The 22,630-nt window shown below is 64.6% G+C and carries 22 protein-coding genes; 16 read left to right on the plus strand and 6 right to left on the minus strand.

Annotation, left to right across the window (positions count from 1 at the left end; all coding sequences use genetic code 11):
- Positions 1 to 55: 55 nt before the first annotated feature.
- Entirely contained in the window at positions 56 to 409 is a 354-nt protein-coding gene (locus GGR17_RS04640) for a YraN family protein (protein WP_054537896.1), read from the minus strand.
- The gene (gene rsmI / locus GGR17_RS04645) at positions 406 to 1,266 is read right to left on the minus strand and encodes a 16S rRNA (cytidine(1402)-2'-O)-methyltransferase (protein WP_054540295.1); all 861 of its coding nucleotides are present in this window, start codon (positions 1,264 to 1,266) and stop codon (positions 406 to 408) included. The genes GGR17_RS04640 and rsmI overlap by 4 nt, the downstream gene beginning before the upstream one ends.
- 95 nt (positions 1,267 to 1,361) lie before the next feature.
- Here rsmI and GGR17_RS04650 point away from each other — a divergent pair, with 95 nt between their 5' ends.
- From GGR17_RS04650 to murJ, 3 genes are read left to right on the plus strand one after another with little or no spacing between them, the layout of a single operon-like run.
- Positions 1,362 to 2,537 carry a penicillin-binding protein activator gene (locus GGR17_RS04650; RefSeq protein ID WP_054537895.1) on the plus strand — a complete coding sequence of 392 codons (1,176 nt, stop codon included), beginning with the start codon at positions 1,362 to 1,364 and terminating at the stop codon, positions 2,535 to 2,537.
- Positions 2,497 to 5,316 (plus strand): [protein-PII] uridylyltransferase, encoded by a 2,820-nt coding sequence (locus GGR17_RS04655; RefSeq protein ID WP_082386497.1) that lies wholly within the window; start codon positions 2,497 to 2,499, stop codon positions 5,314 to 5,316. Before GGR17_RS04650 ends, GGR17_RS04655 begins: the two co-directional genes overlap by 41 nt.
- Positions 5,316 to 6,857 (plus strand): murein biosynthesis integral membrane protein MurJ, encoded by a 1,542-nt coding sequence (gene murJ / locus GGR17_RS04660; protein ID WP_183314766.1) that lies wholly within the window; start codon positions 5,316 to 5,318, stop codon positions 6,855 to 6,857. The genes GGR17_RS04655 and murJ overlap by 1 nt, the downstream gene beginning before the upstream one ends.
- Before the next feature lie 10 nt (positions 6,858 to 6,867).
- On the opposite strand, the gene GGR17_RS04665 is transcribed toward murJ, so the two are convergent.
- Positions 6,868 to 7,554 (minus strand): rhomboid family intramembrane serine protease, encoded by a 687-nt coding sequence (locus GGR17_RS04665; RefSeq protein ID WP_054537893.1) that lies wholly within the window; start codon positions 7,552 to 7,554, stop codon positions 6,868 to 6,870.
- A 76-nt stretch (positions 7,555 to 7,630) separates the two neighbouring features.
- Here GGR17_RS04665 and trpS point away from each other — a divergent pair, with 76 nt between their 5' ends.
- The 13 genes from trpS (at position 7,631) to GGR17_RS04730 (ending at position 19,172) form a co-directional block, all read left to right on the plus strand.
- The gene (gene trpS / locus GGR17_RS04670; protein WP_054537892.1) at positions 7,631 to 8,662 is read left to right on the plus strand and encodes a tryptophan--tRNA ligase; all 1,032 of its coding nucleotides are present in this window, start codon (positions 7,631 to 7,633) and stop codon (positions 8,660 to 8,662) included.
- Between the two features lie 135 nt (positions 8,663 to 8,797).
- Entirely contained in the window at positions 8,798 to 9,286 is a 489-nt protein-coding gene (locus tag GGR17_RS04675; RefSeq protein ID WP_054537891.1) for a VOC family protein, read from the plus strand.
- Positions 9,287 to 9,566: 280 nt separating this feature from the next.
- A complete protein-coding gene (locus GGR17_RS04680; RefSeq protein ID WP_054537890.1) occupies positions 9,567 to 10,430 on the plus strand; it encodes a branched-chain amino acid aminotransferase in 864 nt (287 codons plus the stop codon).
- A gap of 63 nt (positions 10,431 to 10,493) precedes the next feature.
- Complete coding sequence (locus GGR17_RS04685; protein ID WP_037209903.1) at positions 10,494 to 10,949, plus strand: universal stress protein; 456 nt, start codon at positions 10,494 to 10,496, stop codon at positions 10,947 to 10,949.
- Between the two features lie 77 nt (positions 10,950 to 11,026).
- Positions 11,027 to 11,587, plus strand: a complete 561-nt coding sequence (locus GGR17_RS04690; RefSeq protein ID WP_037209905.1) for a NifU family protein — start codon at positions 11,027 to 11,029, stop codon at positions 11,585 to 11,587.
- A complete protein-coding gene (gene tsaB, locus GGR17_RS04695; protein WP_054537889.1) occupies positions 11,577 to 12,227 on the plus strand; it encodes a tRNA (adenosine(37)-N6)-threonylcarbamoyltransferase complex dimerization subunit type 1 TsaB in 651 nt (216 codons plus the stop codon). Before GGR17_RS04690 ends, tsaB begins: the two co-directional genes overlap by 11 nt.
- Complete coding sequence (locus GGR17_RS04700; protein WP_054537888.1) at positions 12,224 to 12,643, plus strand: GNAT family N-acetyltransferase; 420 nt, start codon at positions 12,224 to 12,226, stop codon at positions 12,641 to 12,643. The genes tsaB and GGR17_RS04700 overlap by 4 nt, the downstream gene beginning before the upstream one ends.
- Positions 12,644 to 12,800: 157 nt before the next feature.
- Positions 12,801 to 13,790 carry a BMP family lipoprotein gene (locus GGR17_RS04705; RefSeq protein WP_054537887.1) on the plus strand — a complete coding sequence of 330 codons (990 nt, stop codon included), beginning with the start codon at positions 12,801 to 12,803 and terminating at the stop codon, positions 13,788 to 13,790.
- Between the two features lie 5 nt (positions 13,791 to 13,795).
- The gene (locus GGR17_RS04710; protein ID WP_054537886.1) at positions 13,796 to 15,361 is read left to right on the plus strand and encodes an ABC transporter ATP-binding protein; all 1,566 of its coding nucleotides are present in this window, start codon (positions 13,796 to 13,798) and stop codon (positions 15,359 to 15,361) included.
- 1 nt (position 15,362) lies between these two features.
- Positions 15,363 to 16,457, plus strand: a complete 1,095-nt coding sequence (locus tag GGR17_RS04715) for an ABC transporter permease (protein ID WP_054537885.1) — start codon at positions 15,363 to 15,365, stop codon at positions 16,455 to 16,457.
- Positions 16,457 to 17,422 carry an ABC transporter permease gene (locus GGR17_RS04720; RefSeq protein ID WP_054540293.1) on the plus strand — a complete coding sequence of 322 codons (966 nt, stop codon included), beginning with the start codon at positions 16,457 to 16,459 and terminating at the stop codon, positions 17,420 to 17,422. The genes GGR17_RS04715 and GGR17_RS04720 overlap by 1 nt, the downstream gene beginning before the upstream one ends.
- A 65-nt stretch (positions 17,423 to 17,487) precedes the next feature.
- Positions 17,488 to 18,402, plus strand: a complete 915-nt coding sequence (locus GGR17_RS04725; protein WP_054537884.1) for a sulfite exporter TauE/SafE family protein — start codon at positions 17,488 to 17,490, stop codon at positions 18,400 to 18,402.
- Positions 18,402 to 19,172: a TIGR02186 family protein gene (locus GGR17_RS04730; protein WP_054537883.1), complete on the plus strand. Its 771-nt coding sequence runs from the start codon at positions 18,402 to 18,404 to the stop codon at positions 19,170 to 19,172. Before GGR17_RS04725 ends, GGR17_RS04730 begins: the two co-directional genes overlap by 1 nt.
- A 4-nt stretch (positions 19,173 to 19,176) precedes the next feature.
- On the opposite strand, the gene GGR17_RS04735 is transcribed toward GGR17_RS04730, so the two are convergent.
- The 3 genes from GGR17_RS04735 to ccrA form a co-directional block, all read right to left on the minus strand.
- Positions 19,177 to 20,712, minus strand: a complete 1,536-nt coding sequence (locus tag GGR17_RS04735) for an ATP-dependent DNA helicase (RefSeq protein ID WP_054537882.1) — start codon at positions 20,710 to 20,712, stop codon at positions 19,177 to 19,179.
- A gap of 42 nt (positions 20,713 to 20,754) precedes the next feature.
- Complete coding sequence (locus GGR17_RS04740) at positions 20,755 to 20,943, minus strand: hypothetical protein (RefSeq protein ID WP_054537881.1); 189 nt, start codon at positions 20,941 to 20,943, stop codon at positions 20,755 to 20,757.
- A 151-nt stretch (positions 20,944 to 21,094) separates the two neighbouring features.
- A complete protein-coding gene (ccrA, locus tag GGR17_RS04745; RefSeq protein ID WP_054537880.1) occupies positions 21,095 to 22,387 on the minus strand; it encodes a crotonyl-CoA carboxylase/reductase in 1,293 nt (430 codons plus the stop codon).
- Between the last annotated feature and the right edge of the window lie 243 nt (positions 22,388 to 22,630).

Here is a 22,630-nt window from a genome sequence, read left to right on the forward strand (position 1 = left end):
GGAAGTTAGAGACTACATGGCCTGCCGCGCGCCATGTTGCAATCGCACTTTCACATCAGGCCGCGAACGCGTTTTCCAGAATTTCGATCCTGCCCGTCCCGTCCACCAGCGCCACGTCAAAACGCATGTCCGTCAATTGTCCGCGCGGCTCGCCCGCCACGAATTCCGAGGCCGCCATGAGTATCCGCTCCATCTGCCGGCGCGAAATCCGCTCTGCCGCCCGCGCGAAAGACCGGCTTTTCTTGACCTCGATGAACACCAGACTGTCACCTTCACGCGCAATCAGATCAATCTCACCACCACGCCCCCGCCAGCGCCGCTGCGCAATGGCAAACCCGCGGCGCGCATAATTTTCCGCCACGCTGTCTTCGGCAACACGCCCCGCATGGTAGGAAACCGTTCCGCTCATTCTTCTTTCTCCAATTCCAGCGCAGCCTGATAAACCCGCCGCTTCGGCAACCCCAAAGCCTCGGCAACATCTGCTGCGGCATCCTTCACCGACTTTTGCCGAAGCGCCGCGCGCAACGCCGCGGTCATCGACGCGGCATCGGCCGTACGCACCGGCGCCCGATCGACAAGAACAACGATCTCGCCCTTCACGCTGCGCCCTTCATATGCCTCGACCAGCTCTGCCAAACTACCGCGCGACACTTCCTCGAATCGTTTCGTAAGCTCCCGGCACACTGCTGCCTGTCTCTCTGCTCCGAAGCATTGCACAAGGTCGCCTAACAATCCCTGAACGCGTTTCGGAGATTCGTAGAGCACCAGCGTCGCCGGGATTTCCGCCAGTTCCGCCAGCCATTTTTTCCGCGCGCCCTTTGCCGTCGGCGGAAATCCGGCGAACAGGAATCTGTCGGTGGGCAGGCCCGAAACGGTCAGCGCCGCCAGCACGGCCGACGGACCTGGCGCCGAGATCACCGGCAGGCCGGCGCCGATGACCTCGCGGGCAAGCTGATAGCCCGGATCGGCGACAAGCGGGGTTCCGGCCTCGCTGGCATAGGCCACCGATTTGCCTTCGGCGATCATGCGGATCAGCCGCGGGCGCATCTCTGCGCCATTGTGGTCGTGATAGGGGATCATCGGGCGGTCGCCTGCCGAAATTCCGTGAATGCGCATCAGATGCCGGGCCGTGCGCGTGTCTTCCGCCGCGATCACATCGGCCGAGGCCAGTATATCCAGCGCCCGCAGCGTGATATCCCGCGCCGCCCCGATCGGGGTAGCGACGAAGTAGAGCCCGGGCTGAAGCGGAACGATCTGGAGTTGCACGGGCACGAGGCTTTCTCTGACGTTTACTTGATCTGCCGAAGCCCGTAGGGTCCGGGAAAGTGAAGGGTCCGGATCCGGGATTCAGGAGAGGTGTCATGGTTGTCCTTTTCGCGCAATTGCGCAAGCCGTTCGCACGGCTGATCGTTTTTCTTGCATTTACCCTGGCCCTTACCGCCTGTGACCCGGGCGCGGTCGGCAACGGCCCGTCGCTGAACACCAGGCGCGCGGTGCCCGTGGCGCTGCTGGTTCCGGGCGGGTCGGGCCAGATGGGCGATGCCCTGCTTGCCAAGAGCCTCGAAAACGCTGCGCGGCTGGCGATGGCCGATCTTGACGGGGTGCAGATTGATCTGCGCGTCTACGACACCGCCGGCGATGCGGCACTGGCCGCCGAGGTCGCGGCGACGGCCGTGAACGACGGCGCGAAGATCATCCTTGGCCCGGTTTTCGCGCAATCGGCCAATGCCGTCGGCGTCGCCGTTGCCGGCCGGGGCATCAATGTCCTGAGCTTTTCCAACAATACCGAGATCGCCGGTGGCAACGTCTTTGTTCTTGGCCCGACGTTCCAGAACACGGCCAACCGGCTGGTTCGCTATTCCGTGCGGGCCGGAAAGCCGGATATGATGATCGTGCGTGATCAGCAAATCGCCGGAGAGTTGGGCGCGGCGGCAATCCGCTCTGCCGCCGCCGCCAACGGCGCGAACGTCGTCAACGAAAGCTCTTATGAATTCTCGCAAAACGGTGTCGTGCAGGCGGTGCCGCTCATCGCGAATGCGGCCAAAACCTCCGGCGCGCAAGCCATCTTCTTCACCGCCAACACCGATGCCGCGCTTCCGCTTCTGGTGCAGCTTCTGCCGGAAAACGGTGTCGATAGCGCGAGCTTCCAGTTCATCGGCCTGACCCGCTGGGATATACCGCCGTCGTTCCAGGCGCTTCCCGGCGCACAGGGTGGCTGGTTCGCGCTGCCCGACCCCGCGCTGAGCGCCCAGTTCCGCTCACGCTATCAGGCCGCCTATGGTGAGGCGCCGCATCACATCGCCGGGCTGGCCTATGACGGCATAGCGGCGATTGGCGCGCTTGTACGCAAGGGCGGCGCCGATGCGCTCTCTGTCCGGTCGCTGACGCAGGGCTCTGGCTTTATCGGCGTGAACGGTGTATTCCGCCTGTTGCCCGATGGCACCAACGAGCGCGGCCTTGCCGTGGCTGAAATCCGCAACAATCAGGTGGTTGTGATTGACCCTGCCCCAAGAAGCTTCGGCGGCCCTGGTCTCTGACCGGACGCACCCCGGAAACGGCACGACACCCGCGCCCGATCAGCTGATCCGCCCTGCCGTCGAGATTTTCGACCGCGCCGCGATTGCCGCCGCCCTGGAGAGTGACATCGAGGCCCTGACCGACGCGCGCGACATCCGCGCCGCCACGGTGCAGATCCTGCTTGCCGCCCGCAAGGCCGGCAATGACGCGATCGCCGAAGCTTTTGAGCAGAGCCCGCTGTCGGCACGGCGTGCGGTGCATTCCTATGCCTATCTGACGGACAGCATCGTCTGCGCTGTGATGGAAGTGACCACGAAACGGTTGCACGTCCTTCCCAACCCCACCGAAGGCGAACGCCTGGCGATTTTCGCGGTCGGCGGCTACGGCCGGGCCGAGATGGCGCCCTATTCCGATGTCGATCTGCTGTTCCTGACCCCCTACAAGATCACCGGCTGGGCCGAGAGCGTGATCGAATCCATGCTCTATATCCTGTGGGACCTTCGCCTGAAGGTCGGCCATGCAAGCCGCACCGTAAAGGATTGCGTGCGTCTCGCGCGGGAGGATTACACCATCCGCACCGCCCTGCTGGAGAACCGGTTTCTGGGCGGCTATGCCCCGCTGAGCCAGGAGTTGAACGACCGGCTCTGGAACGATCTGTTCAGCGCGACCGCGTCGGATTTCGTCGAGGCCAAGCTGGCCGAACGCGCCGAGCGGCACAAGAAGCAGGGCGGCCAGCGCTATATGCTGGAACCCAATGTGAAAGAGGGCAAGGGCGGGCTGCGCGACCTGCAGTCGCTGTTCTGGATCACCAAATACGTACATCATGAAGACGACACCGCCGCGCTGGTCGGGCTGGGCGTGTTCACCCCGGAAGAGTTCGAGGAATTCCGCAGCGCCGAAAACTTCCTGTGGGCCGTCCGCTGCCATCTGCACCTGATCGCGGGCCGCGGGATGGATCAGCTGACCTTTGACATGCAGGTCGAGGTGGCGGCGCGGATGGGTTATACAGACCATGGCGGCCGCCGCGCCGTCGAGCATTTCATGCAGGATTATTTCCGCCACGCCACCCATGTCGGCGAGCTGACCCGCATCTTCCTGACCGCGCTGGAGGCCAGCCACGTCAAGACCGCGCCCAGCCTGATCGGCCTGTTCCAGCGCAAGAAACGCGCCAAGGCGGGGTACCGGATCGTCCAGAACCGGCTGAGCATCGCCGATGAGGAGAGCTTTTTCGATAACCGGCTGAACATCCTGCGGATATTCGAGGAAGCGCTGCGCACCGGCACACTGATCCATCCCAACGCGATGCGCCTGATCGCGGCGAATCTTCAGCTGATCGACGACGACACGCGCAACAACAAGGAAGCGCAGCGCATCTTCCTTGACCTGCTGCTCAAGCACGGCAACCCCGAGCGCGCCCTGCGCCGGATGAACGAGCTGGGCGTTCTGGCCGCCTTCATTCCCGAATTCGAGCCGATCCTGGCGATGATGCAGTTCAACGTCTATCACCACTACACGGTGGACGAGCACATCATCCAATGCGTCTCCGTTCTGGCGCAGATCGAGCGTGAGGAGCTGCAGGAAACCCTGCCCGTCGCCAGCCGCATCCTGAAGGCCGGCATCAACCGCAAGGTTCTGTATGTGGCGCTGCTGCTGCATGACATCGGCAAGGGCCGCAAAGAGGATCATTCGATCCTGGGCGCGCGCATCGCCCGCAAGGTCGCGCCCCGGCTGGGGCTGAAGCCCGACGAATGCGAAACCGTGGAATGGCTGGTGCGCTATCACCTGCTGATGTCCGACATGGCGCAGAAGCGCGACATTTCGGATCCGCGCACGGTGCGCGACTTCGCCAAGCTGGTGAAGACGAAAAAGCGGCTTGATCTGCTGACCGTGCTGACGGTCTGCGACATCCGCGGCGTCGGCCCGGGCACCTGGAACAACTGGAAGGCGCAGTTGCTGCGCAGCCTCTACTGGCAGACGGCGGATGCGCTGGAAAACGGGCTGGAAGACCTGAACCGCGAAGCCCGCGAGGCCGAGGCGAAAAAGGCCCTGCGCGCCGCGCTCGCGGACTGGGACAAGAAAGACCTGCGCACCGAAACCAACCGCCACTACGGCACCTACTGGCAGGGGCTGCAGACCGAAACCCAGATCGTCTTCGCCCGGCTGCTGCGCCAAGTGTCCGAGAACGAGATCCGCATCGACCTGATGCCCGACAAGGACCGCGACGCGACCCGCGCCTGCTTTGTTCTGGCCGATCACCCCGGCATTTTCTCGCGGCTTGCCGGGGCGCTGGCCATGGTCGGCGCCAATGTGGTGGACGCGCGCACCTACACGTCGAAGGATGGCTATGCCACGGCTGTGTTCTGGATACAGGATACCGACGGCGCGCCCTATGAATCCAGCCGCCTGCCCCGGCTGCGCGACATGATCGGCAAGACGCTGGGCGGCGAGGTCGTTCCGCGTGAAAAACTGGCCGATCGTGACAAGCTGGGCAGGCGCGAGCGCGGTTTTCAATTCCCCACCTCGATCACCTTCGACAATGAAGGCTCCGATATCTACACGATCATCGAGGTTGATACCCGCGACCGCCCCGGCCTGCTGTTCGATCTGACCCGGGTTCTCGCCAATGCCAATATCTACATCGCCTCGGCGATGATCGCGACCTACGGCGCGCAGGTGGTCGACACCTTCTATGTGAAGGATATGTTCGGGCTGAAACTGCATTCGACATCCAAGCAGGAAAGCCTTGAAAAGAAACTGCGCGGCGTGATCGAAAAAGGTGCGGAAAGGGCGCGCAACTGATGATTCCCATCAGCTTGGTGTCGGGGTTTCTGACGGTCGGCATGTGGACCCTGCTCAGCCGTGTGCTGGGTTTTGCGCGCGACATCCTGATTGCCGCCTATCTGGGCGCGGGCCCGGTGGCCGAGGCGTTTCTGATCGCCTTTTCCCTGCCCAACATGTTCCGCCGCTTCTTTGCCGAAGGCGCGTTCAACATGGCCTTCGTGCCGATGTTCTCGAAAAAGCTGGAAGGCGGCGAGGATGCCGAAACCTTCGCCCGCGACGCCTTTACCGGGCTGGCCACGGTGCTGATCGGCTTTACCGTCGTGGCGCAGGTCTTCATGCCGTGGCTGGTGCTGGCCATGGCCTCGGGGTTTCTGGAGGATGAGCGCTTCGGACTGGCCGTGCATTTCGGGCGGATCGCCTTTCCCTATATCCTGTTCATCTCGCTGGCGGCGCTGCTGTCGGGCGTTCTGAACGCCACCGGGCGTTTCGTGGCCGCCGCCGCCGCGCCCGTGCTGCTGAACCTTCTGTTCATCAGCACGCTTGTCATCGCCCGGTTCGCCGGATGGCCCATCGGCGACACCCTGGCCTGGACAGTGCCGGTGGCGGGCGCGGCGCAGATGGCGCTGGTCTGGGTCGCCGCGTCGCGCGCGGGCTACCGGCTGACCCTGCGCCGCCCGCGTCTCACACCAGAGCTGAAACGGCTGGCGATCATCGCCGGGCCCGCCGCGCTGGCCGGGGGCGTGGTGCAGGTGAACCTGCTGGTGGGCCGTCAGGTGGCCAGTTTCTACGACGGCGCGATTGCGTGGCTGAACTATGCCGACCGGCTGTATCAACTGCCGCTGGGTGTGGTCGGCATCGCCATCGGCGTGGTGCTTCTGCCCGACCTGTCGCGCCGCCTGCGCGCCGGGGATACGGCGGGCGGGCGCGATGCGTTCAACCGCGCGGGCGAGCTGTCGCTGGCGATGACCATCCCTGCCGCCGTGGCGCTGATGGCCATCCCCGGCCCGCTGATCGGCGTGCTGTTTCAGCGCGGCGCCTTCGGGCCCGCCGATACCGCCGCCACGGCGGCGGCTGTGGCGGTCTACGGGCTCGGCCTGCCCGCCTTCGTGATCCAGAAGGTGCTGCAACCGCTGTTCTTCGCGCGGGAAAACACGAAAACGCCGTTCTACTACGCGCTTGTGTCCCTGTTGGTGAGTGTGGTGGTCGCGGTCGGGCTGACGCCCGTCATCGGCTATCTGGCCGCAGCCCTTGGCACCACGCTTGCGGGCTGGGCCATGGTCGTGCTGCTGTGGCGTGGATCACGGCATATGGGCGATGCCGCGCTGGTCGATGCCCGTTTTCGCAAACGGCTGGTGCGGATCATCGCGGCCGCGCTGCTGATGGGGGCGCTGCTCTACGGCGCGGCGCTGGTGCTGGCGCCGTGGCTGCATGCCGGGCGGCTGCGCTATCTGGCGCTGGCCGTGCTGGTGGCGCTTGGCATGGTCAGCTATTTCGGGCTCGGCCACCTTCTGGGTGCGTTTCGACTGGGCGAATTCAGGCGGGCCATGCGGCGCGGCTGAGCCCCGCCCGCTATCGGTGCCGTATCCGCTGCCGCACCCGGCCCCACCCGCCGGGGCTGACCAGAAACGACAGCACGAAACCGGCGCCGAAACCGGCGATATCGGCCACCCAGTCGCGGCTGCCGCCGAACAGAACGCTGAACAGCAGCTGGATGCCCAGAAGAAACCCGATCAGCGAAAAGGCGCGGTACCTGTCGCCGCCCGTCGCCGCCAGCCTAACCCACATCAGAAAGGTGAACGCCCCGATCAGCCCGTAGACCGCCGGATAGCCCCCGACCAGCGGCGCCGGATCGTTCAGCAACAGCCCATAAGCCAGCGCGCCGATGATGCCCGACACGAAGAACACCACAAGCACCGCCCAGGCGCGAAACACCTCGCCCACCATCTTGCCCAGCGCCAGCAGGAACACGATGACGAACAGCGCATGGGTGAAGCTGAGGTGGATGAACGGATAGCTGACAAAGCGCAGCATATGCTGGGGCGGAAACTGGCCCGTGGCCAGCATCCAGTCGAACACCACGCCCGAAAAGGCGTAATCCTGTATCGCCCCCAGACGCCAGCCCACCGCCTGCGGCCCGCCGATGATACCGCGCGTTCCGGCGCTGAGCGCCAGTTCGATCAGGGCGATGGGCAGCACCAGCATCCACACCACCGGCGGCAGCGGGTTGATCGGCGGGGCGTTCGGGTCATGGGCCATAAGGCGCCTCCGGTTGACGGGCGTTCGCCGCATGGGTAAGCGAGCGGAGCATGAAATTCCAGACGGAGAACGCATTATGACCGAGGTGGCCCACACACCGCGCGTCTTTTCGGGCATCAAGCCTTCGGGCGGCCTGACCCTTGGCAACTATCTTGGCGCCATCAAACGCTTCGTGGCGACGCAAGGTCAGGGCATGGAAACCATCTATTGCGTGGTGGATCTGCACGCGATCACCGTCTGGCAAGACCCCGCCGATCTGACCAACGCCACGCGTGAGGTGGCCGCCGGCTACCTCGCCTCCGGCCTCGACCCGGCGCAATCGATCCTGTTCAACCAGAGCCAGGTGTCCGCCCACGCCGAACTGGGCTGGATTCTGAACTGCGTGGCCCGGCTTGGCTGGATGAACCGGATGACGCAGTTCAAGGAAAAGGCCGGCAAGAACGCCGAGAAACAGTCGCTCGGCCTTTACGCCTATCCCTCGCTGATGGCGGCCGACATTCTGCTGTATCACGCCACCCACGTGCCGGTGGGCGAGGATCAGAAACAGCATGTGGAGCTGACCCGCGACATCGCCGCGAAGTTCAACCATGACTACAAGGTGCCGGAGTTCTTTCCGCTGCCCGAGCCGGTGATCGAAGGCCCCGCCACCCGGGTCATGAACCTGCGCGACGGCACCAAGAAGATGTCGAAATCCGGCGAAAGCGACATGGAGCGCATCAACATGACCGATGATGCCGACACCATCGCCAAAAAGTTCAAGAAGGCGCGCACCGACCCCGAGCCGCTGCCGGAAACCTATGACGAGCTGTCCGAACGCCCCGAGGCGCGCAACCTTGTCGATATCTTCGCGGCACTGAGCGACACCAAGCCCGAAGAGGTTCTGGCCGATTACGCCGGCGCGGGCTGGGGGCAGTTCAAACCGGCCCTTGCCGAACTGGCGGTATCGAAGCTCGCGCCGATTTCCGTGGAAATGGCACGCATGATGAACGATCCGGCCGAGATCGACAATATTCTGGGCAAGGGCGCGGACAGGGCGATGGAGATCGCGACCCCGATCCTGCACCGGACCTACGACATCGTCGGCATGATCCGCTCTCGGGGGCGGTAAGCCGAAGCTTGGGCAGCGGCGCGGCTGATCGTGCCGCCGCTCTATATTTTCGCACAAAACCCCTGCGAATTCGCCGTATTCCCTCATCTTTCGCACATACGTATCTTTCCGAAGCAAAGGAAAGGACGTACTGACATGGCCCCCCCCATCCACCCCGCCGCCCGCATCGGGCATGTGCATCTGAAGGTCGCCGACCTCGAGCGCGCCATCGGTTTCTACTCCGGCGTGCTTGGGTTCGAGCTGCAGCAACGCTATGGCACCGCCGCCGCCTTTCTGTCGGCGGGCGGCTATCACCACCATATCGGCCTGAACACCTGGGAAAGCCGCGGCGCGACCCCGCCGCCACCGGGCCACACCGGGCTTTACCACACCGCCTTCCTGTACCCCGACCGGGCAGAGCTGGGCGACGCGATCGCGCGCGTGCTGAAGGCCGGCATCGCGCTTGACGGCGCCGCCGATCATGGCGTCAGCGAGGCGGTCTATCTGCGCGATCCGGACGGCAACGGGGTAGAGCTTTACCGCGACCGCCCCGAGGCCGAATGGCCCCGCGATGCGCAGGGCAACCTCGAAATGCGCAACAGCCCGCTCGACATACCGGCCCTGCTGGCGGAGCGGCGCGCATAGCGTCATCAAACCGATTCAGAATCTTCAACAAAAAGAATCGCCCGCCCCCTACCTTTTCGATGCCCGGTCGTACGTCCAGCGGCCTGCCCGGGGGTCTGTCTCTCGTCATCCCCAAGAGCGATTGGATTGTCCCGATCCGCGCCCCCGGTTCTTTCGGTGCTTTTCCGGGTTCCCCGCCCATGGCGCCGCGCCCCCAGCCTCGTGCTGGGGGCGTTTTGCCTCAGGGTCTGGCGCGCCGCGGGATGCTCGGATACCGTCGCCGCAACTTCAGGGGAACAATATGGCGACCGGCAACAACATCCGCACCTATTTCAACGGCACATGGCATGACGGCGACCTGCCGGTGATGAACGCCGCCGACCACGGCAGCTGGCTTGGCACCACCGTTTTCGACGGCGCGCGCTATTTCGAAGGCATCGCGCCCGATCTGCTGGCCCATTGCGCAAGAGTGAACCGCTCGGCGACAGCGCTGATGATCACCCCGACGGTGGAGGCCCAGCAGATGCACGACGTCATCTGGGAAGGGTTGCAGGCCTATCCCGAAAACGCCCCGGTCTATATCCGGCCCATGTACTGGGCGCTGGATGGCGACGAGCTTGGCATCGTTCCCAAACCCGACGCCACCGGCTTTGCGATCAGCCTGGAGGAAATCCCGATGGCCGCGCCCAGCTCCGCCACCACGCTGACGACCACGCGGTTCCGCCGCCCGGTGCTGGAAGACGCGGTGGTGAACGCCAAGGCCGGCTGCCTTTATCCCAACAACGCAAGGATGCTGGCCGAAGCCCGCGCCAAGGGCTTTGGCAACGCGCTTGTGGCCGATGCCCTGGGCAATGTCGCCGAAACCGCCAGCGCCAATGTCTTCATGGTGCGCGATGGCGAGGTGTTCACCCCGATCGCCAACGGCACGTTCCTGGCGGGCATCACCCGTGCACGCCATATCGACAACCTGAAAGCCGAAGGCGTGAAGGTGCACGAAACAGTGCTGAGCTTCGACGATTTCCGCCAGGCCGACGAGGTGTTCCTGTCGGGCAACATGATGAAGGTCACGCCGGTGACGGAATTCGACGGCACCCCCTATCAGATCGGTCCGATGACCCGCAGGGTGCGCGATCTCTACTGGGACTGGGCCCATTCCACCCGCTGACGCCACGCTTGCAACGCGGGCGCCGGCCCCCCATTCTCTGCCAAGGCTCAGGAGGGGCCGACGATGCGCAAGTTTCTGGTTCTGCTCGATGACAGCCGCGAATGCCTGAACGCCATGCGCTTTGCCGCCATGCGCGCGGAAAACACCGGCGGCGCGGTTCTGATCCTGTCGGTGATCGCGCCCGAAGAGTTCAACCACTGGATCGGCGTCGGCGACCTGATGCGCGAAGAGGCCCGCGAGAGGATCGAGGCGCATTTCGAGGTGTTCGCCAAATGGATGCGCGACAAGCACAAGATCATGCCGGAACTGGTGATCCGCGAAGGCGAGGCGGCCGAAGAAATTCTGGCCCAGGTGCGTGAAGACCCGCGCATCGGCGTTATCGTTCTGGGTGCGGGCAGCGGCAAGAAGGGCCCCGGCCCCGTCATCACCCAGCTCACGCGCAGCGCCGGCTCGCTGCCCGTACCGCTTACGATCGTGCCCGGCGAGCTTTCCAAAGAGCGGCTGGAAGCGGTCACCTGAATACCTTAGAATTCTTCTAAACCTTGACTCGTGGCCCCCGAGGCCGCATATCCGGTGGGATATACGGAGACACGCCCATGTTCATCCAAACCGAGTCGACCCCGAACCCCGCGACGCTGAAATTCCTGCCCGGCCAGACCGTGCTGGAAGCCGGCACAGCGGATTTTCCGACAGCCGATACCGCCGGAAAATCGCCCCTCGCCGGGCGCATCTTCGCTGTGGAGGGTGTGAGCGGCGTGTTTTTCGGCACGGATTTCGTGACCGTCACCAAACAGGATGCCGTCGCCTGGGAGCATATCAAGCCCGCGATCCTGGGCGCGATCATGGAGCATTTCCAGTCCGGCCAGCCGGTTCTGGAGGGTGAGGCAGAGGCCGCGGGCCATGCCGCGCATGACGGCCCGGATTCCGAAATCGTCAACCAGATCAAACAGCTGCTCGACACCCGCGTGCGCCCTGCCGTGGCGCAGGATGGGGGCGACATCACCTTCCACGGTTTTGAGCGCGGCGTCGTCTACCTGCATATGCAGGGCGCCTGCGCCGGTTGCCCCTCGTCCACGCTGACGCTGAAGATGGGCATCGAGAACCTGCTGCGCCATTACATCCCCGAGGTGGTGGAGGTACGGCCCGTTGCCGCCTGAGCCACTGGTTCTGGGATTTGACACATCGGCCGCGCATTGCGCGGCCGCTTTGCTTTGCGGCGAAACGGTCCTGTCCCAGCGGACCGAAGAGATGGCCAAGGGGCAGGCAGAGCGGCTGATGCCGCTTCTGGAACAGGTGCTGGCCGAAGGCGGGGCCGCATGGGGCGATCTGGCCGCGATCGGCGTCGGCACCGGGCCCGGCAACTTTACCGGCATCCGCATCGCGGTATCGGCCGCGCGCGGGCTGGCGCTGGCGCTGAGTGCCCCCGCCATCGGCGTATCCGCCTTCGAGGCACTGGCCGAAGGCCTGCCCCGGCCGGTTCTGGCAACCGTCGATGCCCGGCGCGGCCTGTCCTACGCGCAGGTCGTCGGACAAGACACAGCGCCGCAACAACTCTCGCCCGATACCTTGCCCGCCGAGCTGATCGACAGCGGCCTCGATTGCACCGGCCACAACGCCCCCGCCTTTGCCGCCGTGACCGGCGGTCGCGCCCTGACGCCCGCCCTGCCCGTCGCCGTGGCCATCGCCCGGATCGCCGCGCGGCGCGGCGCCGCCCCCGCCCCGCGCCCCACGCCGTTCTACATCCGTGGTGCCGATGCCGCCCCCGCGTCGGACCCGCCGCCAGTGATCCTGCCGTGACGCCAGAGGATCTGGCCGCGCTGCACGCGGCCTGTTTCACCACCCCGCGCCCCTGGAGCACCGCAGAATTCGCCGCCCTGCGCGACAGTCCCGGCGTTTTCCTGTGCGGCGACGAGACCGGCTTTGCCCTTGGCCGGGTCATCGCGGGCGAGGCCGAACTGCTGACGCTCGCGATGCATCCCACGGCCCGGCGGCGCGGCCTTGGCCGCCGCTGGCTAAACGCGTTCGAGGCCACAGCCCGCAGCCGCGCCGCGGCCGACGCGTTTCTCGAAGTCGCCGCCGACAACGCCGCCGCCCTGCGCCTCTACCAGCGCGCCGGATACACCGTCGCCGGGCGCCGCAACGCCTATTACACGCCCCCGGCCGGCCCGCGCATCGACGCGCTGGTGATGCGCAAAATGCTTGCGAAAACCTGACCCAGCGTCACGCGATTCATTGATCTATCGGACAAAAATCGGTTGACGCTTTTCCGGCGCTGCGGCCTTAATTGCGCATGACACGGAAAAACGGGGGCTGGGTCACGGCAAACGCCGCGAACGTCAATGACCCAGATCAACAATCGGGAGTTTGCTTATGACCACACTGCAGAAGTTCCTCGGCGCCACCGCCGCCCTTGCGCTCAGCACCGGCGCGGCGCTGGCCGATCCGGCGCTGATCTTCGATCTTGGCGGCAAGTTCGACAAATCCTTCAACGAGGCCGCCTTTGCCGGTGCCGAAAAGTGGAAGGCCGAAACCGGCGGCAACTTCAACGAGATCGAGCTGCAGTCCGAAGCGCAGCGCGAACAGGCCCTGCGCCGCTTTGCCGAGGCCGGCAACAACCCCATCGTCATGACAGGCTTCGCCTTCGGTTCGGTTCTGGCCGAGGTCGCGCCGGATTACCCCGACACCAAATTCGCGATCATCGACATGGTGGTCGATGCGCCCAACGTGCGCTCCGTCGTGTTCAACGAACATGAGGGCTCGTATCTGGTCGGCATGATGGCGGCGATGGCCTCGAAAACCGGCACCGTCGGCTTTATCGGCGGCATGGATATCCCGCTGATCCGCAAATTCGCCTGCGGCTATGTGCAGGGCGTGAAAGCGGCCAATCCCGATGCGACCGTGATCCAGAACATGACCGGCACCACCCCTGCGGCCTGGAACGATCCGGTCAAGGGCGGCGAGCTGACCAAGGCGCAGATCAGCCAGGGCGCGGATGTGGTCTATGCCGCAGCGGGCGGCACCGGCGTGGGTGTGCTTCAGGCCGCCGCCGATGAGGGCATCCTGTCGATCGGCGTGGACAGCAACCAGAACCACCTGCACCCCGGAAAGGTTCTGACCTCGATGATGAAACGCGTGGACAACGCCGTTTACGACACCTTCATGGCCGGAACCGATATGGAGCCCGGTATCAACGTGATGGGCATCGCCAATGGCGGCATCTCTTTCGCGGTGGATGAACATAACGCGCCGCTGCTTACGGATGCGATGCTGGCCAGCACCTACAAGGCCGCGCTGGATATCGCCACCGGCGAAGTCACGGTCCACGATTACATGTCCGACAACACCTGCCCGGCAGAATAAGCCCGATGGCGGGAACACAAACAGCGGGGCGGTCTGACGGGGCCGCCCCGGCCATTGAACTCAAGGGCATTTCCAAGGCCTTCGGCCCGGTTCAGGCCAACAAGGATATCTCGATCCGCGTCATGCCCGGCACGATCCACGGCATCATCGGCGAGAACGGGGCCGGAAAATCGACGCTGATGTCCATTCTCTACGGCTTTTACAGGGCCGACGCGGGCGAGATTTTCATCAACGGCACCCCCACCCCCATCCCCGACAGCCAGGCCGCCATCAGCGCCGGAATCGGAATGGTGTTCCAGCATTTCAAACTGGTGCAGAATTTCACGGTTCTGGAAAACGTGATCCTCGGGGCCGAGGATGGCGCGCTTTTGAAACCCTCGCTGTCCAAGGCGCGCGGCACGCTGAAACGCCTGGCCGAGGAATATGAGCTGCATGTCGACCCCGACACCCTGATCGAGGATCTGTCGGTGGGCCATCAGCAGCGGGTCGAAATCCTCAAGGCGCTCTACCGCGCCGCCGATATCCTCATTCTCGACGAGCCAACCGGGGTTCTGACCCCGGCAGAGGCCGACCACCTGTTCCGCATCCTCGAAAACCTGCGGCGCGAGGGCAAGACGATCCTCCTGATCACCCACAAGCTGCGCGAGATCATGCATATCACCGACACCGTCAGCGTGATGCGGCGCGGAGAGATGACAGCCACCGTCAAGACCGCCGAAACCAGCCCCGAAAACCTGGCCGAGCTGATGGTCGGGCGCAAGGTTCTGCTGCGGGTCGATAAAAAGCCCGCCGCCCCCGGCCCGAACATCCTGGAGGTGGAAAACCTGCGCGTCGTGGATGACGACGGCGTCGAGCGGCTGAAAGGCGTTTCTCTGAACGTGCGCGCCGGCGAGATTCTCGGCATCGCCGGCGTGTCGGGCAACGGCCAGTCGCAATTGCTCGAGGTTCTGGGCGGCATCACCCGCGCCACCGGCAGCATCCGTGTCAACGGCCAGGAGATCGACCTGAGCGGCCGGCATTCCGACGGCCAGTCGCGCCGGGCGCGCGGCATCGCCCATGTGCCCGAAGACCGGCAGCATGAAGGCCTGATCATGGATTTCATGGCCTGGGAGAACATGATCTTCGGCTATCACAATGATCCGGCCTGGCAGAAGAACGCGCTGTTGATGGACAACCCCGCGATCCGCGCTGATACCGAGGCCAAGATGGCCCGGTTCGACGTGCGCCCGCCGAACCCGGCCCTGGCGGCAAAGAATTTCTCGGGCGGGAACCAGCAGAAAATCGTGCTGGCGCGCGAGATCGAGCGCAATCCCGACCTGCTTCTGGTCGGCCAGCCCACCCGCGGTGTGGATATCGGCGCGATCGAGTTCATCCACCAGCGCATCATAGAACTGCGCGATGCCGGCAAGGCCATCCTTCTGGTCAGCGTCGAGCTGGAAGAGATCCTTTCGATGTCCGACCGGATCGCGGTGATGTTCGACGGGCGCATCATGGGCGAACGACTGCCCGGCGAAACCGATGAAAAAGAGCTGGGCCTGCTGATGGCCGGCATGAACGGAAAGGCCGCCTAGCATGGAGCGTATGCCGCAATGGGCCGATGTGGTCCTTGTTCCGCTGATCAGCCTGCTGATGGCCTTCATCCTGTCGGCCCTGGTGATCGTGGCGATCGGCGAAGATCCGGTGGCCGCCGTGAAAATGATGGTCAACGGCGCGGTCGGATCGACCTATGGCTGGGGCTATACGCTCTATTACGCCACCAATTTCATGTTCACCGGGCTGGCCGTGGCCGTGGCCTTTCACGCGTCGATGTTCAACATCGGCGGCGAGGGTCAGGCGACCCTGGGCGGGCTTGGCGTGGCTGTCGTCTGTCTGGCGCTGCCCTGGCCGCACTGGGCGCTGGCGCTGCCGGTGGCGGTGCTGGGCGCAGCGCTGTTCGGGGCGGCATGGGCGGCCATCCCTGCCTATCTTCAGGCCCGGCGCGGCAGCCATATCGTGATCACCACGATCATGTTCAACTTCATCGGCGCCTCGCTGTTGAACTATCTTCTGGTCAATGTGATGCGGCCGGTCGGGTCGATGGATCCGGCAACGGCAAAATTCGGGCCGGGCACGCATCTGCCCACCCTGCATGATATCCTTGCCGTCGTCGGCATCCCGTTTTCCAGGGCGGCCCCGGCCAATATCAGCTTTCTGATCGCGGTGGTGGCCTGTTTTCTGGTCTGGCTGCTGATCTGGCGCACCCGTCTTGGCTATGCCATCCGCGCCTATGGAAAATCCGAGCCCGCCGCAGTCTACGCCGGCATTTCGCCCACGCGGATCATCATGATCTCGATGCTGATCTCGGGCGGGCTGGCCGGGATGATGGCCGTCAACAACGTGATGGGCGAGGCCGAGCGCCTGATCATGAACTCGGTCGAAGGTGCGGGGTTCATCGGTATCGCCGTGGCCCTGATGGGCCGCAGCCACCCGTTCGGCGTGTTCCTCGCGGCGATCCTGTTCGGCTTTCTCTATCAGGGCGGGGCCGAACTCGCGCTTTGGACAAGCATCCCGCGCGAACTGATCGTGGTCATCCAGGCGCTGGTAATCCTCTTCACCGGCGCGCTCGACAACATGGTGCGGATGCCGCTGGAAAAGCTGTTCCTGGCCCTGCGCAAGGATGACGCATGATGGATTTCGCGACCATCCTTCAGGTTTTCGATTCGACCGTGCGGCTGGCCACGCCGCTGCTGCTGGCCTGTCTGGCCGGGCTCTATTCCGAGCGGGCGGGAATCTATGACATCGGGCTGGAAGGCAAGATGCTGGCCGCCGCCTTCTTTTCGGGTGCCATCGCCGCCGTCACCGGCTCTGTCTGGCTGGGGCTCTTGGCCGGCATCGCGGCCTCGACGGCGCTGTCGGGCATCCATGGGCTGGCGGCGATCACCTTCCGCGGCAATCAACTGATTTCGGGCGTGGCGGTCAATTTTCTCGCGGCGGGCCTGACCGTCGTCATCGCGCAGGACTGGTTCAAGCAGGGCGGCCGCACGCCCTCGCTGATCGGCGGGGCGCGGTTCACGCCGGTCAAGCTGCCGCTGGCCGACACGCTGCGCGAGGTGCCGATCCTCGGCCCGATCTATTACGAACTGATCTCGGGCCATACCATCCTTGTCTACCTGGCCTTCGCCATGGTTCCGCTGACATGGTGGCTGCTGTTCCGCACCCGGTTCGGCCTGCGCCTGCGCGCCGTGGGCGAAAACCCCGCCGCAGTCGATACCGCCGGCGTGTCGGTGGTGGGCAACCGCTATGCCGCCGTGGCGATCTGCGGCCTGCTGTGCGGCATTGCCGGGGCCTATCTGGCCACTGCGCTTCAGGCCGGCTTCGTCAAGGACATGACGGCCGGGCGCGGCTATATCGCGCTGGCCGCGCTGATCTTCGCCAAATGGCGGCCGTGGTACGCGCTGTCCTCGACCCTGCTGTTCGGCTTTCTTCAGGCCATCGCCCTGCGCTATCAGAACATCGATCTGGGCGGGGTCGTGGTGCCGGTACAGTTCATGGACGCGCTTCCCTATATCCTGACCGTCGTCATCCTTGCCGGTTTCGTGGGCAAGGCCATCCCGCCGCGCGCGGGGGGCGAGCCCTATGTGAAGGAACGCTGAAAGAGATTTGGCGGGCCCCACCGGCGCGTCTTGCCGCAAGCGCCCGCGCACGACTAGGGTAGGATATGCAGATCTACCTTCCCATTGCCGAGGTCTCGGTCAACCTGTTCCTTCTGCTCGGCCTTGGCGGCATGGTGGGGGTGCTGTCGGGCATGTTCGGCGTCGGCGGCGGCTTTCTGATCACACCGCTTCTGTTCTTCATCGGGGTGCCGCCCGCCGTGGCCGTGGCCACCGGCGCGAACCAGATCGTCGCCTCTTCGGTCTCGGGCGTGCTGGCGCATCTGCGGCGCAAGACGGTGGACATCAGGATGGGCACCGTCCTGCTGTTCGGCGGCCTGCTGGGGTCGGGCCTGGGCATCTGGATCTTCAACCTGCTGACCCGGCTGGGGCAGGTCGATCTGCTGGTGACGCTTTGCTATGTCCTGTTCCTGGGCGTCGTCGGCACGCTGATGCTGATCGAGAGCCTGCGCGCCCTGCACCGTTCCAAACGCACGGGCGCGCTGCCCAAACGGCGCCAGCACGGCTGGGTCCATGCCCTGCCGCTGAAGATGAAATTTCGCACCTCCGGCCTTTACATCTCGATCATTCCGCCGATCGCGGTAGGGGCGTTTGTCGGCATCCTGGCCGCGATCATGGGCGTGGGCGGCGGCTTCATCATGGTGCCTGCGATGATCTACCTGCTGAACATGCCGACCAAGGTCGTGGTTGGCACATCGCTGTTCCAGATCATCTTCGTGACCGGCTTTACCACCCTGATGCATGCCGTGACGAACCAGACGGTCGATATCGCCCTGGCCATCGTGCTGATCCTCGGCGGGGTGATCGGGGCGCAGCTTGGCACCCAGATCGGGCTGAAGCTGAAGGCCGAACAGCTGCGCATCCTGCTGGCACTTCTGGTCATCGCCGTCTGCGGCAAGCTGGCGCTGGATCTGCTGCTGCGCCCGTCAGAGCTTTACTCACTGACGCAAGGGGCGATGTGATGCGCCGCTGGCTGATCCTCGCCCTTGCCGCCCTGTGCCTTCTGTCCCTGCCCGCACGGGCCGGGGAACAGGTGGTCGCCGGGCTCAGCCAGGCGCGCGTGGCCATCACCACCGATTTCGCAGGCTCCGAAATCCTGGTGTTCGGCGCGGTCAAGCGCAACGCTCCCTACCCCGAAGAGCCGCCACTACAGGTGATCGTCACCGTCGCCGGGCCGCTGGAGCCCGTCACCGTGCGCCGCAAGAGCCGCAGCTTCGGCATCTGGGTGAACACCGCCTCGATAGAGGTGGACGCCGCCCCCGGCTTTTACGCCATCGCCGCCACCGCGCCGCTGACCGACGCGCTGACCTTTACCGAGGATCTGCGCTACAAGGTGTCTGTGCCGCAGATGATCCGCGCCGTCGGGGCGCCCGTGGATATCCCCGACGCGGAGGCCTTTGTCAGCGCGCTGATCCGCATACGCGACCGCAACGGGCACTATGTGGTGAAAGAAGGCGCGGTGTCGCTGACCGAAGACACGCTCTTTCGCACCTCCATCGCGCTGCCGGCGAATCTGGCCGAAGGCGATTACACCACCCGCATCTTCCTGACCCGCGGCGGGCGGGTGATCGACGTCTACCAGACGAAAATCAACGTCACCATGGTGGGGCTCGAACGCTGGGCCTTCAACCTGGCGCATGAACAGCCGCTGATCTACGGCCTGCTGTCGCTGATGATCGCCGCCAGTGCGGGCTGGGCCGCATCGACCGCCTTCCGCTATATCCGGGGCTGACCGTTCAGGGCGCCTGCTCTTGCGCGGTCAACTCCAGCGGCGTGGGCGCGACGCGCAGATCATCCACCGAAAGCGGCGCCGTGGGCCGCGAAAGCCGGTTGCGCACCACCCAGAACAACCGCTTTTCCGCCCGGGTGATCGCGACATAGGCCAGCCGTTTCCACAAGGGCTGCCCCGCCTCGACCCGCCCCATCCGCGCAGCGGCCCAAAGGTCGGGCGCGAAAACCTGCACATTCTCCCACTGGCTGCCCTGCGCCTTGTGGATCGTCACCGCCGCCCCGTGCAGAAACGCCGCGCCCATGTTGGCGGCGAAGGGAATGAACGGCTCTTCCTCGTCCGGCAGTTCGATCTTGATGATCGAAGCGGCCGAAACCTGCGGATCTTCGGCGCCCATCACGTGCAGCCGCGAAAAACCCGGTTTGCGGCCGGGGCCGAGATAGATCACCTGCGCCCCCTTGATCAGCCCGCGCGCCTCCAGATCCAGCCGTTTCTTGCGGTGCTTCAGCGGCAGCTCTATCCCGTCGCAGATCAGCGGCTCGCCGGGCAAAAGCTCGTCGACGGGCGCGCCATAGGCGTTGCGGAACGCGTGGATCAGGCGAATGCGGGTGGCATTGCGCCAGACCAGAACCGGCGAGCGCGCCATCAGATCGGCCTCGACCCGCCCGGCCAGCACGACGCGCGCGTCGCGCGCGGCCAACTGCTCCACCCGGCGTTCGAACTCCTCGAACCCGACGTCGGGATCACCCAGCGCATGGGCCAGATCCAGAATCGGGTTATCCTCGGCCTGACGATGGATGCGGTGCAGGATCAGCTTGCGCTTTTCCGGCAGCGCATCGAACACCATCTGGCCCGACTGGTTCACCGGCGCCAGCTGCGCCGGGTCGCCGAACAGGATCAGCGTCGGAAAAATCTCCTGCAGATCCTCGAACTGCTTGGCATCCAGCATCGAGGCTTCATCGACGAAACCGATATCCAGCGGATCCTCGCGCCGTTTCCAGCCCAGAATGAAATCGCTGCCCCGGAGCCCCGCCGCCGCCAGCGCGCCGGGGATCGACGTGTTGGACTGGTAAAAGGCGAACGCCCGGTCCAGCGCCGCATCGGTCAGCCCCTCAACGGTGGGCCGTTCGCCATTGCCGGCCAGCCAGTCGGCGATCTTCTCATATTCGGGGTCATAGACCGGAGTGTAGAGGATGCGGTGGATGGTGGTCGCGGGCACGCGGCGGTTGCGCAGCACGCTGGCCGCCTTGTTGGTCGGCGCGAGAATGGCCAGTGTCCGCCGATCCTTGCGCCGCTTGCCTTCGTAATCGCCGGAAACGATGTCTACCCCCGCCTCCTGCAGGGCTTCGTAGAGCTTGGCCAGAAGCAGCGTCTTGCCTGATCCGGCCTTGCCGATCACCGCCAGAACGCGCGATGTCTGGCCATCGGCGCGGGGCGTCAGAACACCCTGGTCAACATCCACGCCGACGCCGCGCAGCGCCTCGCTGACGCTGTCGAAGGCTTCCGCCTGATCTTCGGAGAACTGTACTGCGGGCACGGACATGGCGCGGACCCTACCGCCCGCGCGCGGTGGGCACCAGCGCGATCAGCCGCGCCAGCGGTCCTTTCGCCCGTCGCGCGGCACCGCGCCGCCACGATCCTCCGCCCCGGCGTTCAGTTCGCGGCAGGCCACCGCCACGGTATTGTCCAGCTCGCTCGCCAGGTCCGCGAGCCCGTTTTCCAGCGCGAAGGCCCGAAGGTCCGTCAGCACCTCGACTATCCACTCGTTTGTCATAGTTGGGCACCTTTCCGCAGATTATCCGATCACCGGAAACAACTTTAACGTGTATTTCCCGCTTGCATAGCCTCGATGCCCGCCGGCTGCGCAACAAAAAGCCCCGCTGCCATGGGTCTGGCGGCGGGGCTTTTCCTGTCAGGGTCGGTTGTTAGAGCGCGTCGCCCGCCTCCAGCGCATCCGCGAAGGTGCGCAACCCGGTGCGCGGCGCCTGCACCAGCACCGCCATATTGCCCGGCTTGTGCTCGTTGCGCAGCATCTTCATATGCGCCATCGGGATTTCATCCCACGGAAACACCTCGGACATCGACGGATCGATCCGGCGCTCGAGCATCAGGCGGTTGGCGGCGGCGGCCTGTTTGAGATGGGCGAAATGGCTGCCCTGCACCCGCTTCTGGTGCATCCACAGATAGCGCGCGTCCAGCGTCAGGTTGAACCCCGTGGTGCCGGCGCAGATCACCACCATGCCGCCCTTCTTCACCACGAAGACAGACACCGGGAACGTCGCCTCGCCCGGGTGTTCGAACACCATGTCCACGTTGTTGCCCTTGCCGGTGATATCCCAGATCGCCTTGCCGAACTTGCGGACCTCGCCGAACCAGGCCTTGTATTCGGGGCTGTTGACCGTGGGCATCTGCCCCCAGCAGTTGAAATCCTTGCGGTTGATCACGCCCTTGGCGCCCAGGCTCATGACAAACTCGCGCTTGTCCTCATCCGAGATTACGCCGATGGCGTTGGCGCCTGCGGTGTTGATCAGCTGGATGGCGAACGAGCCCAAACCGCCCGACGCGCCCCAGACCAGCACGTTCTGGCCCGGCTTCAACTCATGCGGATGATGGCCGAACAGCATCCGGTACGCGGTGGCCAGCGTCAGCGTGTAGCAGGCGCTTTCTTCCCATGTCAGGTGCTTGGGTCGCGGCAAAAGCTGCTGCGCCTGCACATTGGTGAACTGGGCGAAAGATCCATCGGGGGTCTCATAGCCCCAGATCCGCTGGCTGGGCGAGAACATCGGATCGCCGCCGTTGCACTCTTCATCGTCGCCATCGTCCTGGTTGCAGTGGATCACGACCTCGTCGCCCACCTTCCAGTTCTTCACCTTGTCGCCAACGGCCCAGACGATACCCGAGGCATCCGAGCCGGCGATGTGAAACTCTGCCTTGTGTACGTCGAAAGGGCTGATCGGCACGCCGAGGCCGGCCCAGATGCCATTGTAGTTCACGCCGGCGGCCATCACCAGAACCAGCACTTCGTGGCTGTCGAGCACCGGGGTATCCACCACCTCGATCTGGAACGACTTGTCAGGCTCGCCGTGCCGCTCGCGCCGGATGGCCCAAGCGTACATCTTCTTGGGCACATAGCCCATCGGGGGCATTTCCCCGACTTCGTAGAGGTCCTTTTCGGGCGCTTCGTAGGAAATGACGTCCGTCTTGGTGTCGAGTGCCATCAATGCCTCCTTGCAGTCATCTGGGTTGCCGCGCCGCAGAATCGGCGCGCTGATCTAGGGTGAATTAAATTTGGTTGCGCAATTTTGCAACCTACAAAGCAAAAATTTTGTAATTTTATGTCTCGCCCGAGAAAATTCAGCACACCCTAAGCTGCTGCGAACCTGCCTTTATACAACCTGTATAGCAGGATTTCCGGACATATTCCTCCAATTCCAGCTATGGTAACGTAACTGCCTAAGATG

The organism is Actibacterium naphthalenivorans, assembly GCF_014196965.1.
Taxonomy (GTDB): Bacteria; Pseudomonadota; Alphaproteobacteria; order Rhodobacterales; family Rhodobacteraceae; genus Actibacterium_A; species Actibacterium_A naphthalenivorans.

Coding starts and splice junctions, on each gene's coding strand:
- GGR17_RS04640 (WP_054537896.1), bottom strand. CDS start 409: ATGAGCGGAACGGTTTCCTACCATGCGGGGCGTGTTGCCGAAGACAGC.
- GGR17_RS04650 (WP_054537895.1), top strand. CDS start 1,362: ATGGTTGTCCTTTTCGCGCAATTGCGCAAGCCGTTCGCACGGCTGATC.
- murJ (WP_183314766.1), top strand. CDS start 5,316: ATGATTCCCATCAGCTTGGTGTCGGGGTTTCTGACGGTCGGCATGTGG.
- GGR17_RS04665 (WP_054537893.1), bottom strand. CDS start 7,554: ATGGCCCATGACCCGAACGCCCCGCCGATCAACCCGCTGCCGCCGGTG.
- trpS (WP_054537892.1), top strand. CDS start 7,631: ATGACCGAGGTGGCCCACACACCGCGCGTCTTTTCGGGCATCAAGCCT.
- GGR17_RS04675 (WP_054537891.1), top strand. CDS start 8,798: ATGGCCCCCCCCATCCACCCCGCCGCCCGCATCGGGCATGTGCATCTG.
- GGR17_RS04680 (WP_054537890.1), top strand. CDS start 9,567: ATGGCGACCGGCAACAACATCCGCACCTATTTCAACGGCACATGGCAT.
- GGR17_RS04685 (WP_037209903.1), top strand. CDS start 10,494: ATGCGCAAGTTTCTGGTTCTGCTCGATGACAGCCGCGAATGCCTGAAC.
- GGR17_RS04690 (WP_037209905.1), top strand. CDS start 11,027: ATGTTCATCCAAACCGAGTCGACCCCGAACCCCGCGACGCTGAAATTC.
- GGR17_RS04705 (WP_054537887.1), top strand. CDS start 12,801: ATGACCACACTGCAGAAGTTCCTCGGCGCCACCGCCGCCCTTGCGCTC.
- GGR17_RS04710 (WP_054537886.1), top strand. CDS start 13,796: ATGGCGGGAACACAAACAGCGGGGCGGTCTGACGGGGCCGCCCCGGCC.
- GGR17_RS04715 (WP_054537885.1), top strand. CDS start 15,363: ATGGAGCGTATGCCGCAATGGGCCGATGTGGTCCTTGTTCCGCTGATC.
- GGR17_RS04720 (WP_054540293.1), top strand. CDS start 16,457: ATGGATTTCGCGACCATCCTTCAGGTTTTCGATTCGACCGTGCGGCTG.
- GGR17_RS04725 (WP_054537884.1), top strand. CDS start 17,488: ATGCAGATCTACCTTCCCATTGCCGAGGTCTCGGTCAACCTGTTCCTT.
- GGR17_RS04730 (WP_054537883.1), top strand. CDS start 18,402: ATGCGCCGCTGGCTGATCCTCGCCCTTGCCGCCCTGTGCCTTCTGTCC.
- GGR17_RS04735 (WP_054537882.1), bottom strand. CDS start 20,712: ATGTCCGTGCCCGCAGTACAGTTCTCCGAAGATCAGGCGGAAGCCTTC.
- GGR17_RS04740 (WP_054537881.1), bottom strand. CDS start 20,943: ATGACAAACGAGTGGATAGTCGAGGTGCTGACGGACCTTCGGGCCTTC.
- ccrA (WP_054537880.1), bottom strand. CDS start 22,387: ATGGCACTCGACACCAAGACGGACGTCATTTCCTACGAAGCGCCCGAA.